Raw genomic sequence first — 24,234 nt, 5'->3', positions numbered from 1 at the left:
GGCTTACCTGTCCAGTACCGCGCGGATGGTCTCCATGGCGGTCACCAGCCGGCGCGATACTTCCTTGTTGGCATCTTCCAGCCGTTCGGCGCGGGCCTCGGAATTATCGAGCTCCTGCGCCAACCGCGAGCGGTCGGCATTCATGCGCTGCACCTCGGCCTCGGCTTCCGAATAGTCGCGCTCATGCTCGAGCCGCGCCGCCACGGCGTTTTCCAGCCCTTCCATGGCCTTGCCGAGCCTGGCGATGACTTCTTTGAGGGTCGCTTCCCCGGTCATGGCCTTCGTCCTATGCCCTGCCCGTCACCGAATCGCTCGCGTTCAGAACGCGTTATGTCGGAAAGATTAGGCGCCGGGTGAAGCGCGCGTCAATAAAGCTCTCGCGACTGTCCCCTGCTAACGCTAATGTAGCGCACCCGACCCCTTCACAAGCCCGGCAAAAGCCGACCGGATTTGTTGACTAAAAGGCCGCGCCTGCTATGTGTCGCGGCATCCTTTCCAAGGGCTCCCCCCCAAGGGCTCACCTAAGGCTCCAACCCACTTCCGGAGGAAGCATGACCTCGCGTGAACAACATGACCGGATGGCCAATGCGATCCGTTTTCTCTCCATGGACGCCGTCGAAAAGGCGAATTCGGGTCATCCCGGCCTGCCCATGGGCTGCGCCGACATCGCCACGGTGCTGTTCACCCGCTTCCTGAAATTCGACGCCAAGGCCCCGCATTGGGCCGACCGCGACCGCTTCATCCTGTCGGCCGGCCACGGCTCGATGCTGCTCTACTCGCTCATGTACCTCACCGGCTATGAGGACATGACGATCGACCAGATCAAGAATTTCCGGCAGGTCGGATCGAAGACCGCCGGCCATCCCGAATACGGCCATGCCGCCGGCATCGAGACCACCACCGGCCCGCTCGGGCAGGGTCTCGCCAATTCGGTTGGCTTCGCGCTCGGCGAGCGCATCATGAACGCCGCCTTCGGCAACGCCCTCGTTGACCACTACACCTATGTGCTGGCCGGCGACGGCTGCCTGATGGAAGGCGTCTCCCAGGAAGCCATCGCGCTTGCCGGTCACCTCAAGCTCAACAAGCTGATCGTCTTCTGGGACAACAACAACATCTCGATCGACGGCCCGGTCTCGCTCGCCGACAACACCGACCAGGTCGCCCGCTTCCAGGCCAGCGGCTGGAACGCCAGCCACATCGACGGCACCGATCCGGAAGCGATCGCCTATGCCATCGAAGCTGCACGCCATTCCGACAAGCCGACGATGATCGCCTGCAAGACGACCATCGGCTTCGGCGCCCCGACCAAGGCCGGCACCAACAAGGCGCATGGCTCGCCGCTCGGCGCCGAGGAAATCGCCGGCGCGCGCAAATTCTTCAACTGGGAATCGCCGCCCTTCGAGATTCCGACCGACATCCTCGAGGCCTGGCGCGCGGTCGGCACCGGCGGCGCCAAGGCGCGCGCCGATTGGGAAGGCCGCCTTGCCAAGGCCGACGCCAGCCTGCAGGGCGAGTTCGAGCGCCGCATTGCCGGCAAGCTGCCGTCCAACTTCGATGCCGTCATCGCCGACTACAAGAAGAAGCTCTCGGCCGATAAGCCGAAGGTCGCGACCCGCAAGTCGTCGGAGATGGCGCTGGAAGTGATCAACGGCGCGGTTCCCGAAACCATCGGCGGCTCGGCCGACCTCACCGGCTCCAACAACACCAAGACCAGCCAGACCAAGAACATCACGCCGGACGACTACGGCCAGCGCTATATCCACTACGGCATCCGCGAGCACGGCATGGCGGCCGCGATAAACGGCTTGACGCTGCATGGCGGCCTCATCGCCTATGGCGGCACCTTCCTGTGCTTCTCCGACTATGCCCGCCCCTCGATGCGCCTGGCCTCGCTGATGGGCATCCGCTCGATCTTCGTCATGACGCATGACTCGATCGGCCTCGGCGAGGACGGCCCGACCCACCAGCCGGTCGAGCATCTGGCGGCGCTGCGCGCCATTCCGAACCACAATGTGTTCCGCCCGGCCGATGCGGTCGAAACCGCCGAATGCTGGCAGTTGGCGCTGGAGTCCGAAAGGACGCCGTCGACGCTGGCGCTGACCCGCCAGAACCTGCCGACCGTGCGCAACGAGTTCAGCGAGAAGAACCTCAGCGCCTCCGGCGCCTATGAGCTCGCCGCGGCAAATGGCGAGGCGGCGGTGACGATCTTTGCCACCGGATCCGAGGTCGAGATCGCGCTTGCCGCCCGCGAACTGCTCGAGAAGCACGGCCATCCAACCCGCGTCGTCTCGGTGCCCTGCTTCGAGCTGTTCGACCGGCAGAGCGAGGACTATCGCAACAGGACCATCGGCAACGCCAAGGTGAAGGTCGCCATCGAGGCGGGCATCCGGCAGGGCTGGGACCATCTCATCGGCACTGATGGCATCTTCGTCGGCATGCACGGCTTCGGCGCCTCCGGCTCGATCGAGCAGCTCTATCCGCATTTCGGCATCACGGCGGACGCCGCGGCGAAGGCGGTGGAAGAACGCCTGCACGGCAAGTGAGCCATTGCATGTCGCCCAAAGCCGCTGTGCGCCCTTGAGCGACATATAGAAGCAGGAAGCCCGGTCCGGGGAGGCCATTCAAGGGTTTCGCCGGACTGGACCAACCTAATCGATTTAAATCTGGGCTCCTGCGGCTGGATTCTTGTGCCATCCGCCGCTATGAAGCTGCGGACCCATCCGCTTTCCAGCCCCAGGGAGAGAAAAATGACCGTCAGAGTTGCCATCAACGGATTTGGCCGCATCGGCCGCAACATCCTGCGTGCGATCCATGAATCCGGCCGCAAGGACATCGACGTCGTCGCCGTCAACGACCTCGGCCCGGTCGAGACCAACGCGCACCTGCTCCGCTACGACAGCGTGCATGGCCGCTTCCCGCACGAGGTGACGGTCGACGGCGACCAGATCTCGGTCGGCAAGGAGAAGTTCAAGGTCACCGCCATCAAGGATCCGACCCAGCTGCCCTGGAAGGAGCTCGGCATCGACATCGCGCTCGAATGCACCGGCATCTTCACCGCCCGCGACAAGGCCGCCGCGCATCTGACCGCCGGCGCCAAGCGCGTCATCGTCTCGGCTCCGGCCGAAGGCGCCGACCTCACCGTCGTCTACGGCATCAACCACGACAAGCTGACCAAGGACCACGTTGTCATCTCCAACGCGTCCTGCACCACCAACTGCCTGGCGCCGCTTGCGGCCGTCCTGCACGAGACCGTCGGCATCGAGAAGGGCATGATGACGACGATCCACTCCTACACCGGCGACCAGCCGACGCTGGACACCATGCACAAGGACCTCTACCGCGCCCGCGCGGCGGCGCTCTCGCAGATCCCGACCTCGACGGGTGCTGCCAAGGCGATCGGCCTCGTGCTGCCCGACCTCAAGGGCAAGCTCGACGGCATCTCGATCCGTGTGCCGACCCCGAACGTCTCGGTCGTCGACTTCAAGTTCATCGCCAAGCGCTCGACCACAGCGCAGGAGATCAACGAAGCGCTGATCGCCGCCTCCAAGGGCAAGCTCAAGGGCATCCTGGCGGTCACCCATCACCCGAACGTCTCGATCGACTTCAACCACGATCCGCACTCCTCGATCGCGGCGCTCGACCAGACCAAGGTCATGGACGGCAACTTCGTTTCGGTGCTGTCGTGGTACGACAACGAGTGGGGCTTCTCGAACCGCATGGGCGACACGGCGGTTGCCTTCGGCAACACCATCGCCTGATCGCAGGCCTCTTCTGACGGTTTAGGACGCCCGGCTTCGGCCGGGCGTTTTTCGTTGAGCCGTTCGCATGGCAATTCGGGGCCAAAAAACCACGCTGCCGCCTTGCACTCGTCATGTCTTCGCCCCACTCTGCCGTAAAGCGGGAGGATTACAGCGCCGCGCGTCCATTCGGACGCGCAAAGGACGCTGTAACACTTTGATTTTTCGCATGATCCTTTCCGAAAATCGAACCCGATTTTCGGGGTCATGCGTGGGATGTGAGGGGCGATTCCGGATGGAGCATGCGATCTATCTTGTAACGCTGGTCGGCACCGCGCTTGTCGTGGCCGCCGCGTTTTCGAGCCTGATCGCCTTCCGCTTCGGCGCCCCCCTGCTGCTGCTCTTCCTCTGCATCGGGCTCGCCACCGGCGTCGACGGCCTCGGCATCGAGTTCGACAATGCGCGGCTGGCTTACTTTGCCGGCTCACTGGCTCTAGCCATCATCCTGTTCGATTCCGGCTTCGGCACGCCGCTCAACGCCTTGCGCCAGGCGGCCGGGCCGGCGCTTTCGCTGGCGACCGTCGGCGTCATCCTCACCACCGGCATTTTCGGCGCTGCCGCCTTTTATCTGCTCAACCTCAGCTGGCTGGAATCTTCGCTGCTCGGCGCCGCCGTCGCCTCGACCGACGCCGCCGCCGTGTTCTTCCTGCTGCGCGCCGGCGAAATCCACCTGCGCGAGCGCGTACGTTCGACGCTCGAGGTCGAATCCGGCACCAACGATCCGATCGCCATTTTCCTGACCATCACTTTGGTCGAGATCATTGCGGCCCACACAAATCCGCAAGCGGATGTTCTCGCCACCAACCTTGCCCTCGGCTTCGTCATCAATATGGGGCTTGGCGCCGTCATCGGCGTGCTCGGCGGCTTCGCCATCGTGCGCCTCGTCGAGCGGCTGAATCTCGACCACGGCCTGCTGCCGATCTTCGTGCTGACGCTCTCGCTGATGGTGTTCGCGGCGGCCGGCGCCGTCGGCGGCTCCGGCTTCCTGGCCGTCTATCTCGCCGGCCTCGTCGCTGGCAATTCCGACATTCGCGCCGTCACCATCCTGAAACGCTTCCAGGACGGCATGTCGTGGCTGGCGCAGATCATCATGTTCCTGATCCTTGGTCTTTTCGCCACGCCGTCGCAGTTCCCGGCGATCATGGTGCCGGCGATTCTGCTCGGCCTTTTCCTGATCTTCGTGGCGCGGCCTTTGGCCGTCTGGCTCTGCCTGACCCCGTTCCGCCTGCCGCGTCCCGAGGTCGCCTTCGTCTCATGGGTCGGCCTGCGCGGCGCCGTCTCGATCCTGCTTGCCATCACGCCGCTGCTCGGCGGGCTGGCGAACGGCCGCCTCATCTTCAACGTCGCCTTCATCATCGTGCTCGTGTCACTGGTGGTGCAGGGCTGGACCGTCGGACCGCTGGCCCGCCGCCTTGGCCTCATCGTGCCGGCCCGCCTCGGGCCGCTCGACAAGGTCGAGCTCGAGCTGCCGGGCTCGGCGCATCACGAGCTGCTCGCCTATCGCGTGGCACCCGGCAGCCCGGTGGCGCGCGGCGAGCGCATTCCGCGCTGGGCGCGGCCTTCGCTGGTGCTGCGCGACGGCCGCTCCATGCGTTTCCAGGACATGGGCCGGCTGACCGCGGGCGACCAGGTCTACATCTTCGTTCCGGACCGCTATCCGCGCCTGCTCGACAAGCTGTTCGCCAGCCGCGCCGTGGTCGATCCCGAGGATGCGGACTTCTTCGGCGCTTTCGCCGTCGATCCGGCCCGCTTGGCGGGAGAGCTGGAAGCCGCCTACGCGCCAGGCCTCACCGAGGCCGAGCAGAAGCTCACCGTCGCAGCACTTGTCACGGAGCGGCTCGGCGGCCACGCTGAATATGCCGACCGCGTAATGATCGGCCCGATCGAGCTGATCGTGCGCGATGTCGACGAGAAAGGCAGGATCACCGGACTTGGCCTGTCCTTCGAGCCGACCGCGCCGGTGGCGCGGGTGCCGGTTTTCCTGAGCGCTGGCGAGATCGCCGACCGCATCGCCGCCTTCATCCGCGACTGGCGCAAACCCGCAGAAGCGCCTGTCGTGGTGCCCTCCGCCGAGGACGCTCCGGCGCCCGACCCTGTGGCGCAAAAAGCGGCAAGCGAAAGCTGACGTCACACAACGACATCATTTTTGCGCGCGCGCTTCAATGCAGCCCTTGCATCGCCGCCGGTGCCGGGTAAGGTCCCCGCGTTTTCGCGGAAAGGAACGACCATGGCCGGCTTCAAGACACTCGACGATATCGGCGCCGTCAGCGGCAAGCGCGTTCTGGTGCGCGTCGACCTCAATGTGCCGGTAGCGGACGGCAAGGTGACCGACGCCACGCGCATCGAGCGCATCGCGCCGACCATTTCCGAGCTCTCCGGCAAGGGCGCCAAGGTGATCCTGCTCGCGCATTTCGGCCGTCCCAAGGACGGCCCCTCGGCCGAATTCTCGCTGGAGCCGATCGCCCGCGCGACGGCGCAAGTGCTCGGCCGCCCGGTCCGCTTCGCCGCCGACTGCATCGGAGACAAGGCGGCGGAAGCGGTGGCCGCCATGAAGGACGGCGACGTCCTGCTTTTGGAAAACACCCGCTTCCACAAGGCCGAGGAGAAGAATGAGCCGGCCTTCACCGAGAAGCTCGCCGCCAATGGCGACATCTACGTCAACGACGCTTTTTCCGCCGCGCACCGGGCGCACGCGTCGACCGAAGGCCTGGCGCACCGGCTGCCGGCCTATGCCGGCCGCACCATGCAGGCCGAGCTCGACGCGCTGGAAAAGGGTCTCGGCAATCCGGTGCGGCCCGTGGTCGCCATCGTCGGCGGCGCCAAGGTCTCGACCAAGATCGACCTGTTGATGAACCTGGTGAAGAAGGTCGACGCGCTGGTCATCGGCGGCGGCATGGCCAACACCTTCCTGGCCGCGCGCGGCACCGACGTCGGCAGATCGCTCTGCGAGCATGACCTGGCCGACACCGCCAAGCAGATCATGATCGAGGCGGCGGAAGCCGGCTGCGCCATCATCCTGCCTGCCGACGGCGTCGTGGCGAAGGAATTCAAGGCGGGTGCTGCGAGCGAAACCGTCGCCATCTCGGACGTGCCGGCCGACGGCATGATCCTCGATGTCGGTGCAAAGACCGTCAAAAGCGTCACCGACTGGATCGACCGTGCCGCGACCCTGGTGTGGAACGGCCCGCTCGGCGCCTTCGAGATCGAGCCCTTCGACCATGCCACGGTGGTCGCGGCGAAGCACGCTGCGGCCCGCACCAAGGAGGGCAAGCTGGTTTCGGTCGCCGGCGGCGGCGACACGGTGGCGGCGCTCAACCATGCCGGCGTCGCCGACGAGTTCACCTATGTCTCGACCGCCGGCGGCGCCTTCCTCGAGTGGATGGAAGGCAAGCCGCTGCCCGGCGTCGAGGTGCTGAAACGCTAGCATATCAACATTCGGCGAGAACGTTCGCAGCTCGAAAACTTTTCAATCGATTCGAGCTTTCCGGCGTCATTCCTTTGGCGGTAGTCTTCTGCTAGGCGCGGAATATTATCGTCAAGGAGAGCACCATGAGCGAACGTCTCGAAGACATTGCCGCCGCGATCGTGGCCGATGGCAAGGGCCTTTTGGCCGCCGATGAGAGCTCCGGCACCATCAAGAAGCGCTTCGACGTCATCGGCGTCGAATCGACCGCCGACAGCCGGCGCGACTATCGCGAGATGATGTTTCGCGCCAAGGAGGCGATGACCAAGTACATTTCCGGCGTCATCCTTTATGACGAGACGATTCGTCAGAAGGCTGCTGACGGCACGCCGCTGATCGACATCATCAAAGCCTCCGGCGCCATTCCGGGCATCAAAGTCGACCTCGGCGCCAAGCCTCTCGCCGGCTTTCCCGGCGACACTATCACCGAGGGTCTCGACGGCCTGCGCGAGCGGTTGGCAGAGTATTACAAGCTCGGCGCCCGCTTCGCCAAATGGCGCGCGGTGATCGACATCGACATCGCCAAGGAGGTGCCTTCGGCGACCTCGATCGGCTCCAACGCGCACGCGCTTGCCCGCTACGCGGCGCTCTGCCAGGAGGCCGGCATCGTGCCGATCGTCGAGCCGGAAGTGCTGATGGACGGCGCCCACTCGATCGATACCTGCTATGAGGTGAGCAGGGCGACGCTGCTGAAGCTCTATGGCGAGCTCTATGCGGCGCGCGTGGTGCTGGAAGGCACCATCCTCAAGCCCAACATGGTCATCTCCGGCAAGAAATCGGGCAAGAAGGACAATCCCGAGGAAGTCGCCGATAAGACGATCAAACTGTTCCGCGAAACCGTGCCCGTGGCGGTGCCAGGCATTGCCTTCCTCTCCGGCGGCCAGGACGACGAGGAGGCGACGGCCAACCTCAACGCCATCAACGCCATCGGCCCGCATCCGTGGAAGCTCTCCTTCTCCTATGGCCGCGCCTTGCAGGCGGCCGCGCAGAAGGCCTGGAGCGGCAAGGCGTCGAATGTCGCTGCCGGCCAGGCGGCCTTCATCCACCGCGCCCACATGAACCATCTGGCGGCGCTCGGCAAATGGCGGCCGGCGCTGGAAAAGGCCGCCTGACACCTCGCTTCCCAAGGTACCAAAACCCGGGCCATTGGCCCGGGTTTTGTTTTTTGCCGGCCGCGTTCCTACCTGATGCATCGAAACAGCGGCGGCAGATGCATGTCGCCCAAAAGTGTGCGCCGGTTTTGGGAAAACGACATGCATAAAAACAAGGACTTAAAGCGCGTCGCCTGAATCGGTTTCAGCGCGACGCGGTTTATGTCGGGTCGCGCCCGTGTCGAACGTCCTTGGCAGGAGAGGGACAGGAGATAGTAGTCATGCATCGAAACGCCGTGGTTTCGTGGGAGGACTGGTTCGAGGCGCATAGAAAACACCTCAAGCGCGAGAAGGAGCTGACGCGGTTGCGCGATTGCATCGCCGCCGAGCGGCGGCAACTGCCCTGGCTCAAGCTCCGCAAGGATTATGTCTTCGAAAGCGAACGGGGACCGAAGCGTCTCGCCGAGCTGTTCGCCGGCAAGAGCCAGCTGATCGTCTACCATTTCATGATGACGCCGGGCTCCGACCACCGCTGCGAGGGCTGCTCGTTCTTGGCCGACCATATCGATGCCGCCGACCAGCATCTCAAGCACCACGACGTCTCGCTGGCCGTCATCTCGCGGGCGCCGCTGGCCGAGCTCCTGCCGTACAAGCAGCGCATGGGCTGGAAATTCGATTGGGTGTCGTCCTACGCGTCCGACTTCAACTTCGACATGCAGGTCTCCTTCACCGAAAGGCAGATCGCGGCCGGCGACACCATCTACAATTTCGAGAAACGCCCGCTGCGATCGAAGGACCTGCCCGGCACAAGCGTCTTCTATCGCGACGAAAACGGCGACATCTTCCTCACCTTCATGTCGCGCGCCCGCGGCGGCGACGCGCTGATCGGCGCCTACCACTATCTCGACATGACGCCGAAAGGCCGCAACGAGACTGGCCCCTATCATGGCCTGATGGACTGGGTGCGCCTGCACGACGAATACCAGGACAGGACCAGGGATCCGCCGGACTGCTGCGAGTGACAAGCTCGTTCACCTCGGCCGAAACATGCGCCAGTTAGCTGGGCGACATCCCCATCACGCCCAGTGACCCAGCACAGCCGCCAGCGAGATCGCGGCCATGGCAAGCAGCGCCAGCTTCCAGAAATCGCTGCGGCGCTTGAGCCCCGGCCAGCCGAGCGGCTTGATGATCTGGATCAGCATGATGCCGATGATGACAAGGGCGAGGAGTTTCGTCATGCCGCCTTTGACCAGTATCGCCGGCGGCTGTCAAAGCCGTTCTTGGCGCTTCCGGCAGCCGCGTCGCTCCTGACAAACAGGCGGTTTCGCGGGGCTTCGCCAACCTTTCTGGCACCTGCTCCGTCGACCTGCCAACCTCCTGACAGACTGCTGTCAGGAGGGGTGTGAGATACTGCTCCCATCGAAAAAGAGGAGCCTGGTCATGAACGGTTTTACGCTACTGCGCAGTGTGCAGCACTATGTCGGCAAGATCCGCACCGTGCGGAATGAGATTCGCACGCAGCGCTTCCTGAACACTTTGCCGGCGGACATCCGCAAGGACATCGGTTGGCCGGACCTTTATGACGGCCGCGTGCGTAAGAACTGAAATTTTTCGGCGCACGACTTGGATAGTGACTGTGTCGCGCCCAGATGTAATGTCGGTTGAAACGCTGGATTTCAGAAAAAAATGGCTGTTGTCTGGTGGATAGGCCGCGGCCTCCTGACAGTATGTTGTCAGGAGGCATGCGGTAGTTGGAGCAGCCTAGAACCTGACAGCAACGATTTCGGTCCGTCCATCAGAGTGACCTTCGCATGGTGAAAAGCTGGAACGACAGGCTGAACACGCCAGGCATCAACGGCATCAAGCCGTCGCCACGCACTGTCGGCGACGTCGTCGAAGGCCAGTCGATGCTGGTGCCGACGGCGCGGCAAGTCGATGATTTCATCCGCTCGATCCACGAAGGCGTTGAGATGGATGTGCGCGCGCTGCGCACCGCTTTGGCCATCGAGCACGGCGCCGAAGTGACATGTCCTTTAACCATCGGCTATCATTTGCGCACTGTCGCCGAAGCCGCCAACGAAGATCTTGAGCGCGGCATGGCGTTGAGCGATGTCGCCCCCTTCTGGCGCGTGCTCGACGCGAAGACACCGACGACGGGCAGAATGTCCTTCGGTGCACAATTCGTCGCCGCGCAGCGCAAGCGCGAAGGGCTGAAGCCATAAACCCTCGGGGAGAAATCGATGCGCCGCGCCGACAGGCTTTTCCAGATAGTGCAGCATTTGCGCGGGGGCCGATTGGTCACTGCACAGAAGCTCGGCACTTGGCTCGAGGTTTCCGAGCGGACCATCTACCGCGACATAGCCGACCTGCAGTCGACCGGCGTGCCGATCGACGGCGAGGCGGGTGTCGGTTACATGATGAGGGAGGGCTTCGACCTTCCGCCGCTGATGTTCACGCGTGACGAGATCGTGGCGCTGGTTGCCGGCGCCCGCATGGTGCGCGCCTTCGGCGGCGCCGCTATGGCGAGGGCCGCCGACGAGGCGCTGGTCAAGATCGGCGCCGTGCTGCCCGATACTGAAAAGGACCGCATTGCCCGCACCGAGATCCACACGCCGATGTGGGTGGTGAGCGATGCCGCGCGCGAAGCGATCGACCTGATCGAACGCGCCATCGAGAAGCGCCAGGTGCTGACCATAGACTACTCGGACGAGGCCGGCCGCGGCACCGCGCGCGACATCCGGCCCCTGGGCCTCTGGTTCTGGGGCAAGGTCTGGACCCTGGTCGCCTGGTGCGAGATGCGCGACGATTTTCGCGCTTTCCGCATCGATCGCATCGCCTCGGTAGTCATCGCCGGCCGCATCTACAAGCCGGAGCGCGGCAAGCAGCTCGCCGACTTCTATCGCGCCGTGGAGCGCAGCGAGGACTATGGCATGGCGCCCGACCGCGCGGCGCGGACCTGATCCTCCCCAGTCGCCCGCCGACAAAAAAGCCCGCTCGAAGCGGGCTTTTTTGTCGGGTTTAGAGACCCTTATTCCTCTTCCTCGTCGTCTTTCTTGTCCTTCGACTTCAGCGCCGAAAGCTTGGCGAAGACGGCATTGGCGTCGAGCTCGGCATCTTCGTCCTTCGGCTTCTCCGGCGCCGGCGTCAGCCTTTCGGTCAGCGCAGCCGGCAGCAGCGTGTCGCCGGCAACCGGCTGTGCCTGCTCGCGGCCGCGCGAGGCGCGGTTGACTTCCAGGTCGAGGTCGATCTGGGAGGTGAGACCCAGCGTCACTGGGTCCATCGGCTGCAGATTGGCCGAGTTCCAGTGCTTGCGCTCGCGGATCTGCTCGATCGTCGACTTGGTCGTGCCGACGAGACGGGCGATCTGGGCGTCCTTCAACTCGGGATGGTTGCGCACCAGCCACAGGATGGCGTTCGGCCGGTCCTGGCGCTTCGACAGCGGCGTATAGCGGGGACCCTTGCGCTTCGATTCCGGCACCCGCACCTTGGGGTCGGACAGCTTCAGCCGGTGGTTCGGATCCTTCTCGCCGCGCGCGATCTCGTCGCGGGTGAGCTGGCCGGTCATGATCGGGTCCATGCCCTTGATGCCTTGTGCCGACTCGCCGTCGGCGATCGCCTTGACCTCCAGCGGATGCAGCCCGCAGAACTGCGCGATCTGCTCGAAGGAGAGCGCGGTGTTGTCGACCAGCCAGACGGCGGTCGCCTTGGGCATCAGCAGCGTATTGGCCATATCAAAAATCCTTCTCGTTCGCCCGCGTTCCCGCGCGGGCGGTGGTTTTAGAGCCACCAAAATGGGAAATTCGCGGCCTGTATAAACGCTCCGTCACGATTTCGCAATGTTTTTGGAAAGTCCGGCAAAGCGCGGCTCGCGCGAAGCGGCAAGCCTGAAAAGACAAAACCCGCTGGACGAGGTCCAGCGGGTTCGGAACCGGAGACGAGCAAGCGTCTGCGACGGCTCTGGCTTCGAGGCAGCGCCCCGGCCTTGCGGCCGGGTCGCGCTTGAAATCAAAGAGCCTGGCGGGCGATCTTCTCGATGTCGGCGCGGTTGATGCCGAGGTCGTTCAGCTGACGAGCGTTGAGCCGGTTCAGCTCACGCACGGTCTCGTTGTACAGGCGCCAGTTGCGGAAAGCGCGGATCGGGTTCATGTCAGTCCTCCATTCGTGGGGTCAATTGTTTCGATGCCGCGTAAATAGGCACCCTTGCCCACAAATTGAACGGACGCTTTTGCATGGCGGCAATGCATTTTGTGCAATGCAGCATTAAGCTTTATTGAACTTCTCGCTGGCGATGCGCGCAGATGGGTCGTGTCGAGATTCAGGTCCGCCCGGCATCACCTGAATTTCGATCCGCCTCACCCGACGTCGAGCACGATCTTGCCGATATGCTCGCCCTCCTCCATCCGCTCATGCGCCCGCCAGGCTTCCGTCAGCGGGAAGATCATGTCCATGACCGGGGCGACTTTGCGGGTGCCGAGCAGCGGCCAGACCTGGGCCTCGAGAGCGGTCGCGATGGCCGCCTTGAATTCGACGGTACGCGGACGAAGCGTCGAGCCGGTATGGACAAGGCGCTTGACCATAAGCTTTGCGAAGTCGGCGCTGGCGACAGCGCCGGCCTGCACCGCGATCTGGACGATGCGCCCTTCGATCGCCGCGGCATCGTAGTTGCGCGCCACATAGTCGCCGCCCACCATGTCGAGGATGACATCGGCGCCCTTGCCGCCGGTTGCGTCCTTGACCTCGGCCACGAAGTCCTGCTCGCGATAATTGATCGCCCGGTCGGCGCCGAGCTTCAGGCAGGCGTCGCACTTCTCCTTGCTGCCGGCGGTGGTGACGACATAAGCGCCGAAGGCCGACGCCAGCTGTATGGCGGTGGTGCCGATGCCGGATGAGCCGCCATGAACGAGCAGGGTTTCGCCTTTCTTCAGCCCGCCCCGCTCGAACACATTATGCCAGACGGTGAAATAGTTCTCCGGCACGGCGGCCGCTTCCGAATAGGTGAAGCCGGCCGGGATCGGCAGCACGCTGCCAGCATGGACCTTGACATATTCGGCATAGCCGCCGCCCGGCGTCAGCGCGCAAACCCGGTCGCCGATGCGCCAGCGCGATCTCTCGTCGCCGAGCGCAGCGACTTCGCCGGCCGCCTCGAGACCGGGCAGGTCCGAGGCGCCCGGCGGCGGCGGGTAGGCGCCCTTGCGCTGCTGCACGTCCGGCCGGTTGACGCCGGCGGCGTGCACGCGGATGAGGATCTCGCCGGGACCAGGCGCGGGCACGTCGCGCGTCTCCGGCTTCAGCACCCTGGGGCCGCCCGGCTGCGAGATCGCGACAGCCGTCATCTTTGCCGGAATCTTCTGCCCGCTTGCCATGGCTTCCCGTCTCCTTATGCCGGTTCGTAGCCGATTATTTGCATCGGCGCCCCTGCCCTATGTATGCTGATTGCCAGATCAGGCAAATGGCCAAATGAGGGAGGAGCGACGATGGCGATCTTCGACGACGAACCCAGGAAGAAGCCGCGCCCGCATGAGATCGGCCAGGATCTCTCGCTGCTGTCCGTCGACGAATTGTCCGAGCGCATTGCCCTGCTGCGCGAAGAGATTGCCAGGCTGGAAGCCGAACGGACAGCCAAAGGCTCCACCAAATCCGCTGCCGAGGCGCTGTTTCGCCGCGGATAATCTGGCCGGCGTTTCCGGCCGCCCCGGAAAAGCCTGAAAGCGACTGCCAGACCTGTACTCTCAAACAGACCTGCGCTCCGAAATTTCCAGCCGGATCAGCCCATGTTCGCAACCTACCGACCGATCCTCTCGCTGCTGCGCGGCACCGCATTCCTGCTGGCTGCGTCCGGCCTGCATGGCCTGCTGCTGCCGCTGCGCGGCCAGGTTGAAGGGTTCTCGACCGCCTCGCTCGGCCTGATGGGCACGGCCTGGGCCGGCGGCTTCGTCACCGGCTGCTTCTTCGCGCCGCGCCTCGTGCGCCGCGCCGGCCATGTCAGGGCCTTCGGCGCCTTCGCCGCCTCGGGGGCGATCATCGCGCTGCTCACCGGTCTCATCATCGACGAGTATTTCTGGATCCTGCTGCGCGCCTTCACCGGCTTCACCATGGCCGGCGCCTTCATGGTCATCGAAAGCTGGCTGAACGAGAAGGCCACCAACGAGAACCGCGGCACCGTCTTCGGCCTCTATATGATGGTCACCTACGCTTCCATCATGGGCGGACAGATGATCGTCGCCGGCGGCGACGTAAGATCGGCCTCGCTGTTCATGATCACCGGCATCCTGTTCTGCCTGTCGCTCATTCCGACCGCCGTCTCGACACAGTCGCATCCCAAGCCGCTGCAAGACGTCAAGCTCGACGTCAAAGGCCTCTATGCCAATTCGCCGGTGTCGGCGGTGGCCTGCCTTCTGATCGGCATCGCCAATGGCGCCTGGGGCACGCTCGGCGCCGTCTATGGCGCCCGTATCGGCATCTCCACCGCCGAGATCGCGCTGATGATGAGCCTTGTGGTCGTCGCCGGCGCGGCCATGCAGCTTCCCGCGGGGCGGCTTTCCGACACCACCGACCGCCGCTTTGTACTCGCCGGTGCCGCCTTCGGGGCGGCGCTGGTCGCGGTGCTGATCTTCCTGATCGAGCCGCATGCGGGCGTCTTCGTCATCGTGCTGACCGCCGCCTACGGCGCCTTCGCCTACACGCTTTATTCGATCGCCGTCGCGCATGCCAACGACCATGCGCGGGCGGAGGATTTCGTAAAAGTGTCGGGCGGCCTGCTTCTGCTTTACGGCTTCGGCACCATGATCGGGCCGCTGCTAGCCGCCGCCCTGATGGGCTGGCTGCGGCCGGAAGGGCTCTTCCTCGCAACCGCGCTCGCGCATCTTACCCTTGCCGGCTATACGCTGCTACGCATCCGCGCCCGCGCCCCGGTTCCGATCGAAAACCGCGACGCCTTCAAGACGCAGCCGGCCGACCGCGCGGTGACGCCGGAGGCCTTGCGGCTCGATCCGCGCACAAAGGTTGAAACCGATAGTTGAGATTTGGAAAACTTTGCCTCACAAATAAGGCATGATGTTTTCCGACGCCTTCGTGGCGATAGCCGATCCCAACCGGCGCTATCTGTTGGAGGAGCTCCGGCGTGGCCCCAAGACGGTGAACGAATTGGCCGCCGGGTTGCCCGTTTCACGCCCGGCCGTTTCCCAGCACCTGAAAGTCCTGCTCGACGCCGGCTTAGTCAACGCCAAGGCGGAGGGCACCAGGCGTGTCTATGCCGTCAGCGCCGCCGGCTTCCTCAGGCTCAATGTCTGGCTCGACCAGTTCTGGGAACTGTCGCCTGGAGAATGATGTCTGGCCGCCGGCTGGAGGCGTCAATTCGCTGCCTGCAGCGCCGCTCCAAGCGCATCGAGCAGTTCACCGGTGCCATGCTCGCGTGTCGACGGCGAGTCGATGCCGTCGAAGAAAGCCCCTTGCTCCGTTAGGACAAGTCGCGTGCCCTTGCCTTCCGCGATGAGTTCGATCGTCGCAAGCGACACCGAAACCCGGGTTTCGCCGAACAAAAGCTCATAGCTGTAGACGATGCGCTGGTTGGGCACGATGTCCTGATAAACCGCATTGAAGAAATGCATCTGCCCGTCGCTCGGGCAACCGGCGTTCACTTCCCTGCCGCCAACACGAAAGTCCATTTCATGCCGGCTTGGCATCGGGTTGTCGGGATCGAAAAACCAGCGCTTCTTGGCGGCCGAATCGCTCAGCGCGAAATAGACCTTTTCGGGCGCCGCCGGATAGACGCGCTCGATGACGAAGGTGGAATGGACGACGGATCGTTCGGTCATGATGGGCCCCTTCAGGTTTGGTCTTTGGTCTCAGCGAGAAAATCGCCGAGCCGATCCAGCCGGCGCTCCCAGGCGAGCCGCCGCTCGTTGATCCAGCGCTCGGCGGCCCTGAGCGCCTGCGGTTCGATTCGGCAGGTGCGTACCCGGCCAAGCTTTTCGGTGCTCACCAGGCCGCTCGCCTCGAGGACGTTGAGATGCTGGACGACGGCCGACAGCGACATTGCCAGCGGCTCGGCAAGCTGACTGACCGAGGCCGGCCCACGCGACAGACGTTCCACCATCTGGCGCCGCGCGGGATCCGCGAGCGCCTGGAACATCAGGTCGAGCTGGGCGGGATCGTGCAGCATGGCGCGCTAGCCGTTGTTGTAGGGGAAGAGCTTGAAATAGGGCTGCGCTTCCTCGATCACGCGGGCGAAAGTCGGGCGCGCGAGCAAACGATCGTGATAACGCTTCACCGCGGGGAATTTGTCGCCGAACGGCTCTACCTTGTTGGCGTAGAACAGCGCCGGCGAGGCCGAGCAGTCGGCCATGGTGAAGGTCTCGCCGACCGCCCAGGTCTTTGACTGCATCTCCTGTTCGACGATGGCATAGGAATTGCGCAGCTGCGCGCGCGCCTCCTCGACTCCGAACGGATCGGTCTTGTACTTTGGCCGCAGCCGGTCGCCGACGATCTTCTGCATCGGCACCTGCACGTAGAAGTCGTAGAAGCGGTCGGCTTGGCGGACCTTGATGGCGAGGTCGATGTCGGCGGGGACGAGCTCGACCGGCCCGGGGTAATAGGCGGCGAGATATTCGATGACGATGGTCGATTCCAGCACCGTGCGATCCCGCGCGTCGTCGCGCAGGGCCGGCATCTTGCCCGTCGGCGAAACCTTCAGGAAGGCCGCGCGCGATTGCTCGTCGCCAAGATCGACGATCACCGGCCTGAAGGGCGTGCCGTTCTCATAGAACGCGATCAGCGGCTTCCAGCAGAAGGAAGCCAAGGGGTGGAAATGCAGCGTCAGGGACATTTTTTCTCCTGTCGTCGGACGTCGAGGCGATACTGAAGTGATCACTTAACTATTTTCATGGACCACAGGAGTCAAGGCTGATCCTCGCCGGCTGGGGCAATTCCAGGAAAAGTGTGAAACGGTTAGGCTCGGCGCCCTCGCCGTAGCCTTCCGTCCGGAATTGCGTCAAAACAAAGAGATAGAGCGGTTTGCCGTTTCCGAGAAACGGTGAAACCCTCTAGCGATGCGTGGCGATGGCTTCGATGATTTGCGGCCAGTCGTTGCGGTGCAGTTCGTGGCCGCCGCCTTCGATCCGCACCAGCCTGGCGCCGGGAACGGCTTTGGCGAGCGCCTCGCCATGCTCGATCGGGAAGAGCGGATCGGCGGTGCCGTGGATGACGAGTAGCGGCACGGTCAAGTCCTTTATCCGCCGCTCCGGCCCGCCGCCTTTGAGCAGGAAATGGTTGGAGGCGCTGGCGAGGCCGCCGGAACGGTCGTAATCCTTCTCGATCGCCGCGCGAGTCTGTTCGCTGTCGAACGGGTGCAGGGTGCTGGCAATGGCGCGAGCGTCCTTGACCATGAAGTCGAGCACTTGTCCCCGGCTCGACCAGTCGACATTGGCGCCTTCGGCGGAATGCTCCTTGTAGGCTTGGCTCGTCCCCGGCAAGCCGGACGTATCGACGCCGAGCGGCGAACTGGAGATCACGGTGAGCGCATTGACCCGCTCGGGATATTTCAGCGCCACGATCTGCGCGATCATGCCGCCCATCGACATGCCGACGACATGCGCCTTGCGGATGTCGTGGTCGTCGAGCACGCGGATGGCATCGTCGACCATGTCCTCGAAGGTATAGAGTGGCGCGCCCGGCGTGTATTTGGTCGAGAGACCCGTATCGCGATTGTCGTAGCGGATGACGAAGCGGCCGCGTTCGGCGATCTGCCGGCAGAAGGCTTCCGGCCACCAGAGCATGGAGGCCATGGCGCCCATGATCAAAAGGATCGCCGGATCGGCCGGATCGCCGAAGCTCTCCGAGACGATTTCGGGGCGTGGCAAAGCGGTCATCGTGCTCCTCCTTCTCTCAATCCGATTGCATTTTGCAATCAGTTGCACGATAATCAGACCGATATCATAATGCAACTGGTTTTTGGAGACTGTCATGAGCATCGACCGCCGCTCCGGCTGCCCGATCAATCTGTCGCTCGAGGTTTTCGGTGACCGCTGGAGCCTGATCATCCTGCGCGACATGATCTTCGGCGGCCGGCGCCATTTCCGCGAACTGCTCAACGGATCGCTGGAAGGCATCGCCTCCAACATCCTGGCCGACCGGCTAAGGCGGCTGATGGAACTCGGCTTGCTGACCAAGGCCGACGATCCCAGCCACAAGCAGAAAGCGATCTACAGCCTGACCGAGATGGCGATCACGCTTGTGCCGATCATGGCGCATCTCGGCGCCTGGGGGCGGGTATGGCTTCCGGTCAGCGAGGAACTGTCGATCCGCGCCGAGCTTCTCGAAAAGGGCGGCCCGCCGCTATGGGAGCAGTTCATGGACGAGCTTCGCCACGAACATCTCGGCGCGCCGGTGAAGACACCGCCAGGCACGCCAAGTGTGCGGGCACAGCTTCAGGCCGCCTATAAAGAAGTGGCCGCGCGCAAGGCCGAGGCAGCTACGGCGTGAAGCCGCTTCGAGCCGGCCTGCCAGTCAATTGAGGTTGATGTCGCGGCTCGCCGACCGCATCGACACCGAGAAGCCGGCCAGCACGTCGAACAGCGCGATGATCATCAGCGTGAAGAACACCGAGTGCGCTGCGCCCTTCACCAGCAGGAACTCGACCAGGAAGGCGACGAAGACCAGCGTCGACAAAAGATGATCCAGGATCGATGCATTGGTGGTGCGCACCGATTTTGAGATTTCGATGAACAGGAAGACCAGGCCGATCAGCACCATCAGGTCGCCGAGCGTCATCGAGAACACGCCGCCCGACATCATGCGGAAGGAAAACATCTCGGTCATCCATGGATCGTCGCCGCCGCCGAACAATCCCAGCAGTCCGAGATTGTAGAGGACGAAGGGCACGATCAGCAGCGGGATGGCACCGAACATCTGGGCGTCTCCAATGAGGCACCCTTTTTGTAAAATCCGCCGCAGGCGCGCCGTCAAGGCTTTTCGCTGGCACTGGCGAACACGCTGTAAGACCTAATGAAATAACGATGTCAGCCGGTTGCTCTTGCTGTTCCGCTACCTCCGCGATCCACTCCGAAATCCATCAACCATGCGCCAAAAACAAAAAGACCGGCCAGAGGCCGGTCTTTCGAAGATCACGAACCGTGGAAGCTGCTCAGCTTTCCTTCGGCTCCAGCACCTGGCGGCCGCGATACATGCCGGTCTTCAGGTCGATGTGGTGCGGGCGGCGCATTTCGCCGGAATTCTTGTCCTCGACATAGGTCGGGGCCTTGAGGGCGTCGGCTGAGCGGCGCATGCCGCGCTTCGACGGAGAGGTTTTTCTTTTTGGAACGGCCATGGATATGCTCCACTACATGGTCAAAATGCCCCGGCAACCCTCGCGAAAGGGCCGCATCGTGGCCATAATCTGAGAAAGTCGGGTGCCTATACACGCCTTGCGCCGTTTTGGCCAGCGCCGCGCGCGAAATTTTTTGCCGGAGCCGCTTCGCCCTAACTCTTCCGCAGGACAGAGTCCGCTGGCTGCACGGTGGTTATCGGATCGGCGTGCCGATGGATGAGCTTCCAGCCGCCTTCTTCGTGGCGAAAGATGCTCGTAGCCCGAAGATACACCGGGGAGACATCCTTGCGGCCGCCCACCTTGGATTCGAGCCGCTCTACTTCGACGATGTAGGCGAGACCGGGGATTACATATTTCGAGATGGTGTCGAAGCCGATAGCATCGCCATCCCGGTAATTCGATGCTGCACGCTTCATCGTCTCAACAACTTGCGTCAATCCGCACGCAAAAGGCCCGAAGGGGTTGCCGAGGGTGACATCGTCTTGTTCGGAGAACAGTTGCTTGGCGGGCTCGTAATCTCCCTGCATGAACGCGCCGAGAGCCCGGTGGTATTGCTCGACGACCTGTTCGAGATCGTTGGCGGTATTCATCGATCCGCTCCTTCTGATCGCGGATAAGGCTGACGCGAGGTTCGTTGTGCCACCCCGTCAGCGCTGCACGAATCCCCCTTGAGCGAATGAATGTCAACCGGCCTTAGTCAAGACAACCCACATAGGCTCCGGACCTGCCCGCGCGCCGCTCGATCAGATTGGCGAGCCGCCTCAACCCCGGGCCGGGCCTGGCCGGATTGCGCGCGATCGGGTTGGGCAGGGTGACGGCGAGCAGCGCCGCCTGCCGGCGCGACAATTGCTTGGCCGAGACGCCGAAATGGTGCTGCGCGGCGGCCTCGATGCCGTAGATGCCCGGCCCCCATTCCGCGATGTTGAGATAGATCTCCATAATCCGCCGCTTCGACATCACCGCATCGAAATAGACGGCTAGAGGCAATTCGACCACCTTGCGCGCGCTGCCTAGCGGCCGCGACCACAGGAACAGGTTCTTCACCGTCTGCATGGTGATGGTGGAGGCGCCGCGCGTCGCCTCGCCGGCCAGCGCATCGTCGACGACGCCGCGCAATTCGCCGAGATCGACGCCGCGGTGGAAGCAGAACTGCCCATCCTCCGACATGATCACCGAATGCGCCAGCACCGGCGCCACGTCGTCGATCGACACCCAGCGCCGGTCGTAGCCGGAGAAGGTCGCGAGATCCTTCAGCATCAGCGTCGAGATAGGATGCACGAAGGACGGCAGATAGAGGAAGGTGAGCACGACCGGTATCGCCGCCAAAACGATCGCCGCGACCAGGCAACGCCGGCCAAGACGCTTGAGACCGGCGCGGTTCAGGCGCCGCGGTCGCGCCATGTCCAGCCCTTCGCTTTCATGTTCGACGATCGGTTCCGTCAAGCCGCCCCACCCGTGCCACGCGCTCAACGGCATAAAGGCGCCGGGCTTCTTGCGCAATGTCTGAGTGTCGGCTACCGGTCCCGGCCATGATGAAAGACGACCAGACGGCCTTCGAAACCGCGCTTTTTGCGCGCGCCGCCGCAGTCGAGGTCCTGCTGCGGCAGATCCTCGATGCGCCCCTGCTTTCCGGCGAAATAGCCCGGCCGGAGCGCCTGATGGCGGCCATGCGCCATGGCGTTCTCAACGGTGGCAAGCGGCTCCGCCCTTTTCTGGTCATGGAAAGTGCTGCGCTTTTTTCCGCCGATGGCGAGGCGGCGCTGCGCATTGCTGCGGCGCTCGAATGTGTGCACTGCTATTCGCTGATCCATGACGATCTGCCGTCCATGGACGATGACGATTTGCGTCGCGGCCAGCCGACGGTGCACAAGGCCTTCGACGAGGCGACCGCGATCCTCGCCGGCGACGCGCTGCTGACCTTGGCCTTCGATATCGTCGCCGACGAGGCGACCGTGCTGCCGGCCGAGCGCCGGGCGGCCCTCGTGCTGGCGCTGGCGCGCGCCGCCGGAGCCGGCGGCATGGTCGGCGGCCAGACGCTCGACCTCGAGGCCGAGCGCAAGCGGCCGGATGAGGCCGGCATCATCAGGCTGCAGGCGATGAAGACCGGCGCGCTGATCCGCTTCGCCTGCGAGGCGGGCGCCATCGTCGCCGGCGCGCCGGCTGCGGATCGTGAAAGACTGGCGGAATTCGGCTCGGCCATCGGCCTTGCCTTCCAGCTTGCCGACGACCTGCTCGATCTGACGGCCGACGAAAAGCGGATGGGCAAGGCGACGAAGAAGGACGCCGCCGCCGGCAAGGCGACGCTTGCCGCGCTGCACGGGCCGGACTGGGCGCGCGAGCAACTCCATGGCCTGATCGATCAGGCGCATGCGCTGCTCGAGCCCTATGGCGAACGGGCGGTCCTGCTCAGGGCGGCCGCAACTTTCGTGGCGACACGGAGCAGCTGAAGCACGCGGCCTTAAAGCATGTCTCCCGAACGTGGGAACCGGTTTCGGGACAAAGACATGATTGAAATCAAAAACCTAAAGCGCATGGAGCGAATCTGAAAGATCGCGACGCGCTTTAGGTGCGCGAGCCGCAATGCTGGCAAGGGCAGCATCTTTTGCTTTGTGTCTTCTCCGTGCCGGTGCCCAATGCTGAGGACAGAGGTTCTCGCGACTCGGCAGCCTCGCGGCCGGTCTGAACGTCGGATCAGTCCCGGTTCGGCAAGCTCCGGAGGAATTCGATCACCGCGGCGTTGACCTTGTCCGGGCGCTCCTGCTGGGTCCAATGCCCGCAACCGGGCAGCACCAGTGTGTCGCGGATTTGCGGGACGAAGTTCCTGAGATTGGCCAATAGTTGATCCATGCCGGGGAAGGCGATCACCAGGTCGCGGTCGCCTGCTATGTAGAACGCGGGAACCTTGATCCGCGCGCCCGCAAAGGGCGCCATCAGCTCCCAGTTCCGGTCAATGTTGCGGTACCAGTTGAGACCCCCGGCAAAGCCGGTGCGCCGAAACTCGCCTGTGTAGAAATCGAGGTCGCGTTCGCTGAGCCAGTGCGGCAGGTTCGGAGGCGCCTCGACGCCTTGCAGGAGACCTCTGCCGTGCGGGACCATGCTGATTCCAGCGCCCGCTGTCGTGCTACCGGCCGAAGCATCTCCCGATGCAGCGTAAAGCATGGCGCGCAGCGTGGCCCGGGGGTCCCGTTCCAGCTCTGCTTCGGCAACGCCGGGTTGTTGGAAATAAAGCTGGTAGAATTGGGAATCCGCCGTTCGCGGCATGAGGCTGGTCGGGCGCGCATTGCCGCGCGGCCGGAACGGCACGCTGAGGCCGATGACGGCGTGAAAGCGGTCCGGTCGCAGCAGCGCAGCATACCAGGCGACGACCGCGCCCCAGTCGTGGCCGACGATGACGGAGGTGGGGGCTTCAATGGCGTCGAGAAGGCCCACCATGTCGCCGACCAGATGAAAGAGCGTGTATTGGTCGATCGCTTCCGGCCGATCGCTCTTGCCATAGCCACGCATGTCGGGGGCGACGGCGCGAAAGCCCGCCGCCGCAAGCGCGCCCAACTGATGGCGCCAGGAATACCAGGATTCGGGAAAGCCGTGGCACAAAAGCACCAAGGGCCCATCTCCGTGCTCCGCGATGTTGAGGCGGATGCCGTTGGTCTCAATTATTCGTTGTATAGGTTCGCTCACGGTCGGTTCTCGCGCTCGCGTTCCACCTTCGATCAATGGCAGGCGGTCGGAGCCGCAACGGGTGGCTGGGCCGACGGAGTGCCAAGTTTCGGAAGGCGGTTCTTTTTGTTGACTGTCTCAGGGGGCGGTCGCGGCAGTCAATGTCCGACGGGTCGCGGAGCGCCAAGGCGCCCATGCACTCGAATAGTTCTGATGGTGCGCGTCCATTCGTGCAGGATCGCCGACTGAGGAGGCGGGGAACCAAATGCTTAAGCTGCAAGGCTGGCTAGCCGACTATTGGGTCGTTGGTGCAGGGTTCATGGCGGCATCGCTTATCGCGGCTGCGCCAGTGGTGCCGCTTTCGTGGCCGGTGTTCCTGATCTTCTTGCACAGCCCGCTTTACATGGTCCATCAGGTCGAAGAGCACACCGGCGACCGATTCCGCAAATTCGCGAACGAGAATATTTTCGGCGGCCGTGACGCTCTTACCGTCGCCTCGGTTCTCGTCATCAATCTACCGTTTGTCTGGGGCATCAACCTGCTGGCCCTCTACGCGGCATTCATTTGGGGACCCGCTTGGGGCCTGGTCGCCCCTTATGTCATGATCGTGAACGCGCTCGCTCACCTCGTCACATCGGCGCGGCTCGGCAAATACAATCCCGGCCTCGTCACCAGCGTCACTTTGTTCTTGCCGCTGAGCGTTGCCACCATCTGGATGATTGGCCGGACGGGAGGTCTTGTCCCGCAATTGATCGGTGCAGCTCTCGCGATCCTGCTGCACCTGGCGATCATTGCGGTGGTGGCTGCTCGATACCGCTCTCTCTCGTCGTCAACCCATAGCATCTCCGGCGAACCACCATTGCGACGTCGAGAAAGCCGATAAAACATCAGTTGGGCCGAAAG

General features: G+C 63.8%; 29 protein-coding genes. 15 read left to right on the top strand and 14 right to left on the bottom strand.

Going from position 1 to position 24,234, the window contains the following annotated elements:
- Positions 1–3: 3 nt before the first annotated feature.
- Positions 4–276: a DUF4164 domain-containing protein gene (locus tag RFM40_RS04370; RefSeq protein ID WP_320224037.1), complete on the bottom strand. Its 273-nt coding sequence runs from the start codon at positions 274–276 to the stop codon at positions 4–6.
- Between the two features lie 275 nt (positions 277–551).
- On the opposite strand from RFM40_RS04370, the gene tkt reads away from it, so the two are divergent.
- From tkt to RFM40_RS04340, 6 genes are all read left to right on the top strand, one after another.
- A complete protein-coding gene (gene tkt / locus RFM40_RS04365) occupies positions 552–2,543 on the top strand; it encodes a transketolase (RefSeq protein WP_320277183.1) in 1,992 nt (663 codons plus the stop codon).
- Positions 2,544–2,747: 204 nt separating this feature from the next.
- Positions 2,748–3,758, top strand: a complete 1,011-nt coding sequence (gene gap / locus RFM40_RS04360; protein ID WP_320224684.1) for a type I glyceraldehyde-3-phosphate dehydrogenase — start codon at positions 2,748–2,750, stop codon at positions 3,756–3,758.
- 274 nt (positions 3,759–4,032) lie between these two features.
- On the top strand, positions 4,033–5,922 hold the full coding sequence (locus RFM40_RS04355; protein ID WP_320224685.1) for a potassium/proton antiporter: 1,890 nt from the start codon (positions 4,033–4,035) through the stop codon (positions 5,920–5,922).
- A gap of 102 nt (positions 5,923–6,024) precedes the next feature.
- On the top strand, positions 6,025–7,221 hold the full coding sequence (locus RFM40_RS04350) for a phosphoglycerate kinase (RefSeq protein ID WP_320224686.1): 1,197 nt from the start codon (positions 6,025–6,027) through the stop codon (positions 7,219–7,221).
- Positions 7,222–7,346: 125 nt separating this feature from the next.
- Positions 7,347–8,372, top strand: coding sequence for a class I fructose-bisphosphate aldolase (locus RFM40_RS04345; protein WP_320224687.1), 1,026 nt, complete (start codon positions 7,347–7,349; stop codon positions 8,370–8,372).
- A gap of 260 nt (positions 8,373–8,632) precedes the next feature.
- A complete protein-coding gene (locus RFM40_RS04340) occupies positions 8,633–9,373 on the top strand; it encodes a DUF899 domain-containing protein (RefSeq protein WP_320224688.1) in 741 nt (246 codons plus the stop codon).
- Between the two features lie 54 nt (positions 9,374–9,427).
- On the opposite strand, the gene RFM40_RS04335 is transcribed toward RFM40_RS04340, so the two are convergent.
- Positions 9,428–9,589: a hypothetical protein gene (locus RFM40_RS04335; RefSeq protein ID WP_082953665.1), complete on the bottom strand. Its 162-nt coding sequence runs from the start codon at positions 9,587–9,589 to the stop codon at positions 9,428–9,430.
- A 202-nt stretch (positions 9,590–9,791) separates the two neighbouring features.
- Between RFM40_RS04335 and RFM40_RS04330 the strand changes: the two genes are divergently transcribed.
- From RFM40_RS04330 to RFM40_RS04320, 3 genes are all read left to right on the top strand, one after another.
- Entirely contained in the window at positions 9,792–9,956 is a 165-nt protein-coding gene (locus RFM40_RS04330) for a hypothetical protein (protein WP_126097530.1), read from the top strand.
- Between the two features lie 206 nt (positions 9,957–10,162).
- Positions 10,163–10,573 (top strand): hypothetical protein, encoded by a 411-nt coding sequence (locus tag RFM40_RS04325; protein ID WP_320224689.1) that lies wholly within the window; start codon positions 10,163–10,165, stop codon positions 10,571–10,573.
- Between the two features lie 18 nt (positions 10,574–10,591).
- Positions 10,592–11,311 (top strand): helix-turn-helix transcriptional regulator, encoded by a 720-nt coding sequence (locus RFM40_RS04320; RefSeq protein WP_059189944.1) that lies wholly within the window; start codon positions 10,592–10,594, stop codon positions 11,309–11,311.
- Positions 11,312–11,379: 68 nt separating this feature from the next.
- Here RFM40_RS04320 and RFM40_RS04315 read toward each other — a convergent pair whose 3' ends face one another.
- From RFM40_RS04315 to RFM40_RS04305, 3 genes are all read right to left on the bottom strand, one after another.
- The gene (locus RFM40_RS04315; protein ID WP_320223534.1) at positions 11,380–12,081 is read right to left on the bottom strand and encodes a DUF1013 domain-containing protein; all 702 of its coding nucleotides are present in this window, start codon (positions 12,079–12,081) and stop codon (positions 11,380–11,382) included.
- A gap of 275 nt (positions 12,082–12,356) precedes the next feature.
- On the bottom strand, positions 12,357–12,497 hold the full coding sequence (locus RFM40_RS04310; protein WP_082044546.1) for a DUF1127 domain-containing protein: 141 nt from the start codon (positions 12,495–12,497) through the stop codon (positions 12,357–12,359).
- 206 nt (positions 12,498–12,703) lie between these two features.
- Positions 12,704–13,714 (bottom strand): NAD(P)H-quinone oxidoreductase, encoded by a 1,011-nt coding sequence (locus RFM40_RS04305; RefSeq protein WP_320224690.1) that lies wholly within the window; start codon positions 13,712–13,714, stop codon positions 12,704–12,706.
- Positions 13,715–13,825: 111 nt separating this feature from the next.
- Here RFM40_RS04305 and RFM40_RS04300 point away from each other — a divergent pair, with 111 nt between their 5' ends.
- From RFM40_RS04300 to RFM40_RS04290, 3 genes are read left to right on the top strand one after another with little or no spacing between them, the layout of a single operon-like run.
- A complete protein-coding gene (locus RFM40_RS04300; RefSeq protein ID WP_126097525.1) occupies positions 13,826–14,020 on the top strand; it encodes a DUF1192 domain-containing protein in 195 nt (64 codons plus the stop codon).
- Between the two features lie 33 nt (positions 14,021–14,053).
- A complete protein-coding gene (locus tag RFM40_RS04295; RefSeq protein ID WP_336624834.1) occupies positions 14,054–15,370 on the top strand; it encodes an MFS transporter in 1,317 nt (438 codons plus the stop codon).
- Positions 15,371–15,401: 31 nt separating this feature from the next.
- Positions 15,402–15,677, top strand: coding sequence for an ArsR/SmtB family transcription factor (locus RFM40_RS04290; RefSeq protein WP_320224692.1), 276 nt, complete (start codon positions 15,402–15,404; stop codon positions 15,675–15,677).
- Between the two features lie 23 nt (positions 15,678–15,700).
- Here RFM40_RS04290 and RFM40_RS04285 read toward each other — a convergent pair whose 3' ends face one another.
- The 4 genes from RFM40_RS04285 to RFM40_RS04270 all read right to left on the bottom strand — a co-directional run bounded on the left by RFM40_RS04285 (position 15,701) and on the right by RFM40_RS04270 (position 18,217).
- Positions 15,701–16,165, bottom strand: coding sequence for an SRPBCC family protein (locus tag RFM40_RS04285; RefSeq protein ID WP_320224693.1), 465 nt, complete (start codon positions 16,163–16,165; stop codon positions 15,701–15,703).
- 11 nt (positions 16,166–16,176) lie between these two features.
- Complete coding sequence (locus tag RFM40_RS04280) at positions 16,177–16,512, bottom strand: ArsR/SmtB family transcription factor (protein WP_320224694.1); 336 nt, start codon at positions 16,510–16,512, stop codon at positions 16,177–16,179.
- A 6-nt stretch (positions 16,513–16,518) separates the two neighbouring features.
- Entirely contained in the window at positions 16,519–17,175 is a 657-nt protein-coding gene (locus RFM40_RS04275) for a glutathione S-transferase family protein (RefSeq protein ID WP_320224695.1), read from the bottom strand.
- 217 nt (positions 17,176–17,392) lie between these two features.
- Positions 17,393–18,217, bottom strand: coding sequence for an alpha/beta fold hydrolase (locus RFM40_RS04270; protein ID WP_320277182.1), 825 nt, complete (start codon positions 18,215–18,217; stop codon positions 17,393–17,395).
- 94 nt (positions 18,218–18,311) lie between these two features.
- On the opposite strand from RFM40_RS04270, the gene RFM40_RS04265 reads away from it, so the two are divergent.
- Complete coding sequence (locus tag RFM40_RS04265; protein ID WP_320224697.1) at positions 18,312–18,830, top strand: winged helix-turn-helix transcriptional regulator; 519 nt, start codon at positions 18,312–18,314, stop codon at positions 18,828–18,830.
- Between the two features lie 24 nt (positions 18,831–18,854).
- On the opposite strand, the gene RFM40_RS04260 is transcribed toward RFM40_RS04265, so the two are convergent.
- The 4 genes from RFM40_RS04260 to RFM40_RS04245 form a co-directional block, all read right to left on the bottom strand.
- Positions 18,855–19,256 (bottom strand): hypothetical protein, encoded by a 402-nt coding sequence (locus RFM40_RS04260; protein ID WP_126097518.1) that lies wholly within the window; start codon positions 19,254–19,256, stop codon positions 18,855–18,857.
- A gap of 235 nt (positions 19,257–19,491) precedes the next feature.
- Complete coding sequence (rpmF, locus tag RFM40_RS04255; RefSeq protein ID WP_006203806.1) at positions 19,492–19,674, bottom strand: 50S ribosomal protein L32; 183 nt, start codon at positions 19,672–19,674, stop codon at positions 19,492–19,494.
- Between the two features lie 152 nt (positions 19,675–19,826).
- Positions 19,827–20,264 carry a YybH family protein gene (locus tag RFM40_RS04250; RefSeq protein ID WP_320277181.1) on the bottom strand — a complete coding sequence of 146 codons (438 nt, stop codon included), beginning with the start codon at positions 20,262–20,264 and terminating at the stop codon, positions 19,827–19,829.
- A gap of 103 nt (positions 20,265–20,367) precedes the next feature.
- Positions 20,368–21,075 (bottom strand): transglycosylase domain-containing protein, encoded by a 708-nt coding sequence (locus tag RFM40_RS04245; protein WP_320277251.1) that lies wholly within the window; start codon positions 21,073–21,075, stop codon positions 20,368–20,370.
- Between the two features lie 128 nt (positions 21,076–21,203).
- Between RFM40_RS04245 and RFM40_RS04240 the strand changes: the two genes are divergently transcribed.
- Positions 21,204–22,121 (top strand): polyprenyl synthetase family protein, encoded by a 918-nt coding sequence (locus RFM40_RS04240; RefSeq protein WP_320277180.1) that lies wholly within the window; start codon positions 21,204–21,206, stop codon positions 22,119–22,121.
- 244 nt (positions 22,122–22,365) lie between these two features.
- On the opposite strand, the gene RFM40_RS04235 is transcribed toward RFM40_RS04240, so the two are convergent.
- On the bottom strand, positions 22,366–23,352 hold the full coding sequence (locus RFM40_RS04235) for an alpha/beta fold hydrolase (RefSeq protein ID WP_320277179.1): 987 nt from the start codon (positions 23,350–23,352) through the stop codon (positions 22,366–22,368).
- Between the two features lie 244 nt (positions 23,353–23,596).
- Between RFM40_RS04235 and RFM40_RS04230 the strand changes: the two genes are divergently transcribed.
- Entirely contained in the window at positions 23,597–24,214 is a 618-nt protein-coding gene (locus RFM40_RS04230; RefSeq protein WP_320223523.1) for an HXXEE domain-containing protein, read from the top strand.
- Positions 24,215–24,234 lie beyond the last annotated feature (20 nt).

The sequence above is a fragment of the Mesorhizobium captivum genome (assembly GCF_033977165.1).
Lineage (GTDB): Bacteria > Pseudomonadota > Alphaproteobacteria > Rhizobiales > Rhizobiaceae > Mesorhizobium > Mesorhizobium captivum.
The sequence above is the reverse complement of the archived record's forward strand: the minus strand, read 5'-3'. Positions and strand labels throughout refer to the sequence as shown.

What these genes read in the sequence shown, in the direction of transcription:
- gap (WP_320224684.1), top strand. Translation starts at nt 2,748, where the DNA reads ATGACCGTCAGAGTTGCCATCAACGGATTTGGCCGCATCGGCCGCAAC.
- RFM40_RS04320 (WP_059189944.1), top strand. Translation starts at nt 10,592, where the DNA reads ATGCGCCGCGCCGACAGGCTTTTCCAGATAGTGCAGCATTTGCGCGGG.
- RFM40_RS04290 (WP_320224692.1), top strand. Translation starts at nt 15,402, where the DNA reads ATGATGTTTTCCGACGCCTTCGTGGCGATAGCCGATCCCAACCGGCGC.
- RFM40_RS04355 (WP_320224685.1), top strand. Translation starts at nt 4,033, where the DNA reads ATGGAGCATGCGATCTATCTTGTAACGCTGGTCGGCACCGCGCTTGTC.
- RFM40_RS04230 (WP_320223523.1), top strand. Translation starts at nt 23,597, where the DNA reads ATGCTTAAGCTGCAAGGCTGGCTAGCCGACTATTGGGTCGTTGGTGCA.
- RFM40_RS04335 (WP_082953665.1), bottom strand. Translation starts at nt 9,589, where the DNA reads ATGACGAAACTCCTCGCCCTTGTCATCATCGGCATCATGCTGATCCAG.
- RFM40_RS04260 (WP_126097518.1), bottom strand. Translation starts at nt 19,256, where the DNA reads ATGTTCGGTGCCATCCCGCTGCTGATCGTGCCCTTCGTCCTCTACAAT.
- rpmF (WP_006203806.1), bottom strand. Translation starts at nt 19,674, where the DNA reads ATGGCCGTTCCAAAAAGAAAAACCTCTCCGTCGAAGCGCGGCATGCGC.
- RFM40_RS04340 (WP_320224688.1), top strand. Translation starts at nt 8,633, where the DNA reads ATGCATCGAAACGCCGTGGTTTCGTGGGAGGACTGGTTCGAGGCGCAT.
- RFM40_RS04315 (WP_320223534.1), bottom strand. Translation starts at nt 12,081, where the DNA reads ATGGCCAATACGCTGCTGATGCCCAAGGCGACCGCCGTCTGGCTGGTC.
- RFM40_RS04250 (WP_320277181.1), bottom strand. Translation starts at nt 20,264, where the DNA reads ATGAATACCGCCAACGATCTCGAACAGGTCGTCGAGCAATACCACCGG.
- RFM40_RS04280 (WP_320224694.1), bottom strand. Translation starts at nt 16,512, where the DNA reads ATGCTGCACGATCCCGCCCAGCTCGACCTGATGTTCCAGGCGCTCGCG.
- RFM40_RS04240 (WP_320277180.1), top strand. Translation starts at nt 21,204, where the DNA reads ATGATGAAAGACGACCAGACGGCCTTCGAAACCGCGCTTTTTGCGCGC.
- RFM40_RS04325 (WP_320224689.1), top strand. Translation starts at nt 10,163, where the DNA reads ATGGTGAAAAGCTGGAACGACAGGCTGAACACGCCAGGCATCAACGGC.
- RFM40_RS04350 (WP_320224686.1), top strand. Translation starts at nt 6,025, where the DNA reads ATGGCCGGCTTCAAGACACTCGACGATATCGGCGCCGTCAGCGGCAAG.
- RFM40_RS04285 (WP_320224693.1), bottom strand. Translation starts at nt 16,165, where the DNA reads ATGACCGAACGATCCGTCGTCCATTCCACCTTCGTCATCGAGCGCGTC.
- RFM40_RS04310 (WP_082044546.1), bottom strand. Translation starts at nt 12,497, where the DNA reads ATGAACCCGATCCGCGCTTTCCGCAACTGGCGCCTGTACAACGAGACC.
- RFM40_RS04330 (WP_126097530.1), top strand. Translation starts at nt 9,792, where the DNA reads ATGAACGGTTTTACGCTACTGCGCAGTGTGCAGCACTATGTCGGCAAG.
- RFM40_RS04270 (WP_320277182.1), bottom strand. Translation starts at nt 18,217, where the DNA reads ATGACCGCTTTGCCACGCCCCGAAATCGTCTCGGAGAGCTTCGGCGAT.
- RFM40_RS04305 (WP_320224690.1), bottom strand. Translation starts at nt 13,714, where the DNA reads ATGGCAAGCGGGCAGAAGATTCCGGCAAAGATGACGGCTGTCGCGATC.
- RFM40_RS04370 (WP_320224037.1), bottom strand. Translation starts at nt 276, where the DNA reads ATGACCGGGGAAGCGACCCTCAAAGAAGTCATCGCCAGGCTCGGCAAG.
- tkt (WP_320277183.1), top strand. Translation starts at nt 552, where the DNA reads ATGACCTCGCGTGAACAACATGACCGGATGGCCAATGCGATCCGTTTT.
- RFM40_RS04245 (WP_320277251.1), bottom strand. Translation starts at nt 21,075, where the DNA reads ATGGCGCGACCGCGGCGCCTGAACCGCGCCGGTCTCAAGCGTCTTGGC.
- RFM40_RS04345 (WP_320224687.1), top strand. Translation starts at nt 7,347, where the DNA reads ATGAGCGAACGTCTCGAAGACATTGCCGCCGCGATCGTGGCCGATGGC.
- RFM40_RS04300 (WP_126097525.1), top strand. Translation starts at nt 13,826, where the DNA reads ATGGCGATCTTCGACGACGAACCCAGGAAGAAGCCGCGCCCGCATGAG.
- RFM40_RS04265 (WP_320224697.1), top strand. Translation starts at nt 18,312, where the DNA reads ATGAGCATCGACCGCCGCTCCGGCTGCCCGATCAATCTGTCGCTCGAG.
- RFM40_RS04275 (WP_320224695.1), bottom strand. Translation starts at nt 17,175, where the DNA reads ATGTCCCTGACGCTGCATTTCCACCCCTTGGCTTCCTTCTGCTGGAAG.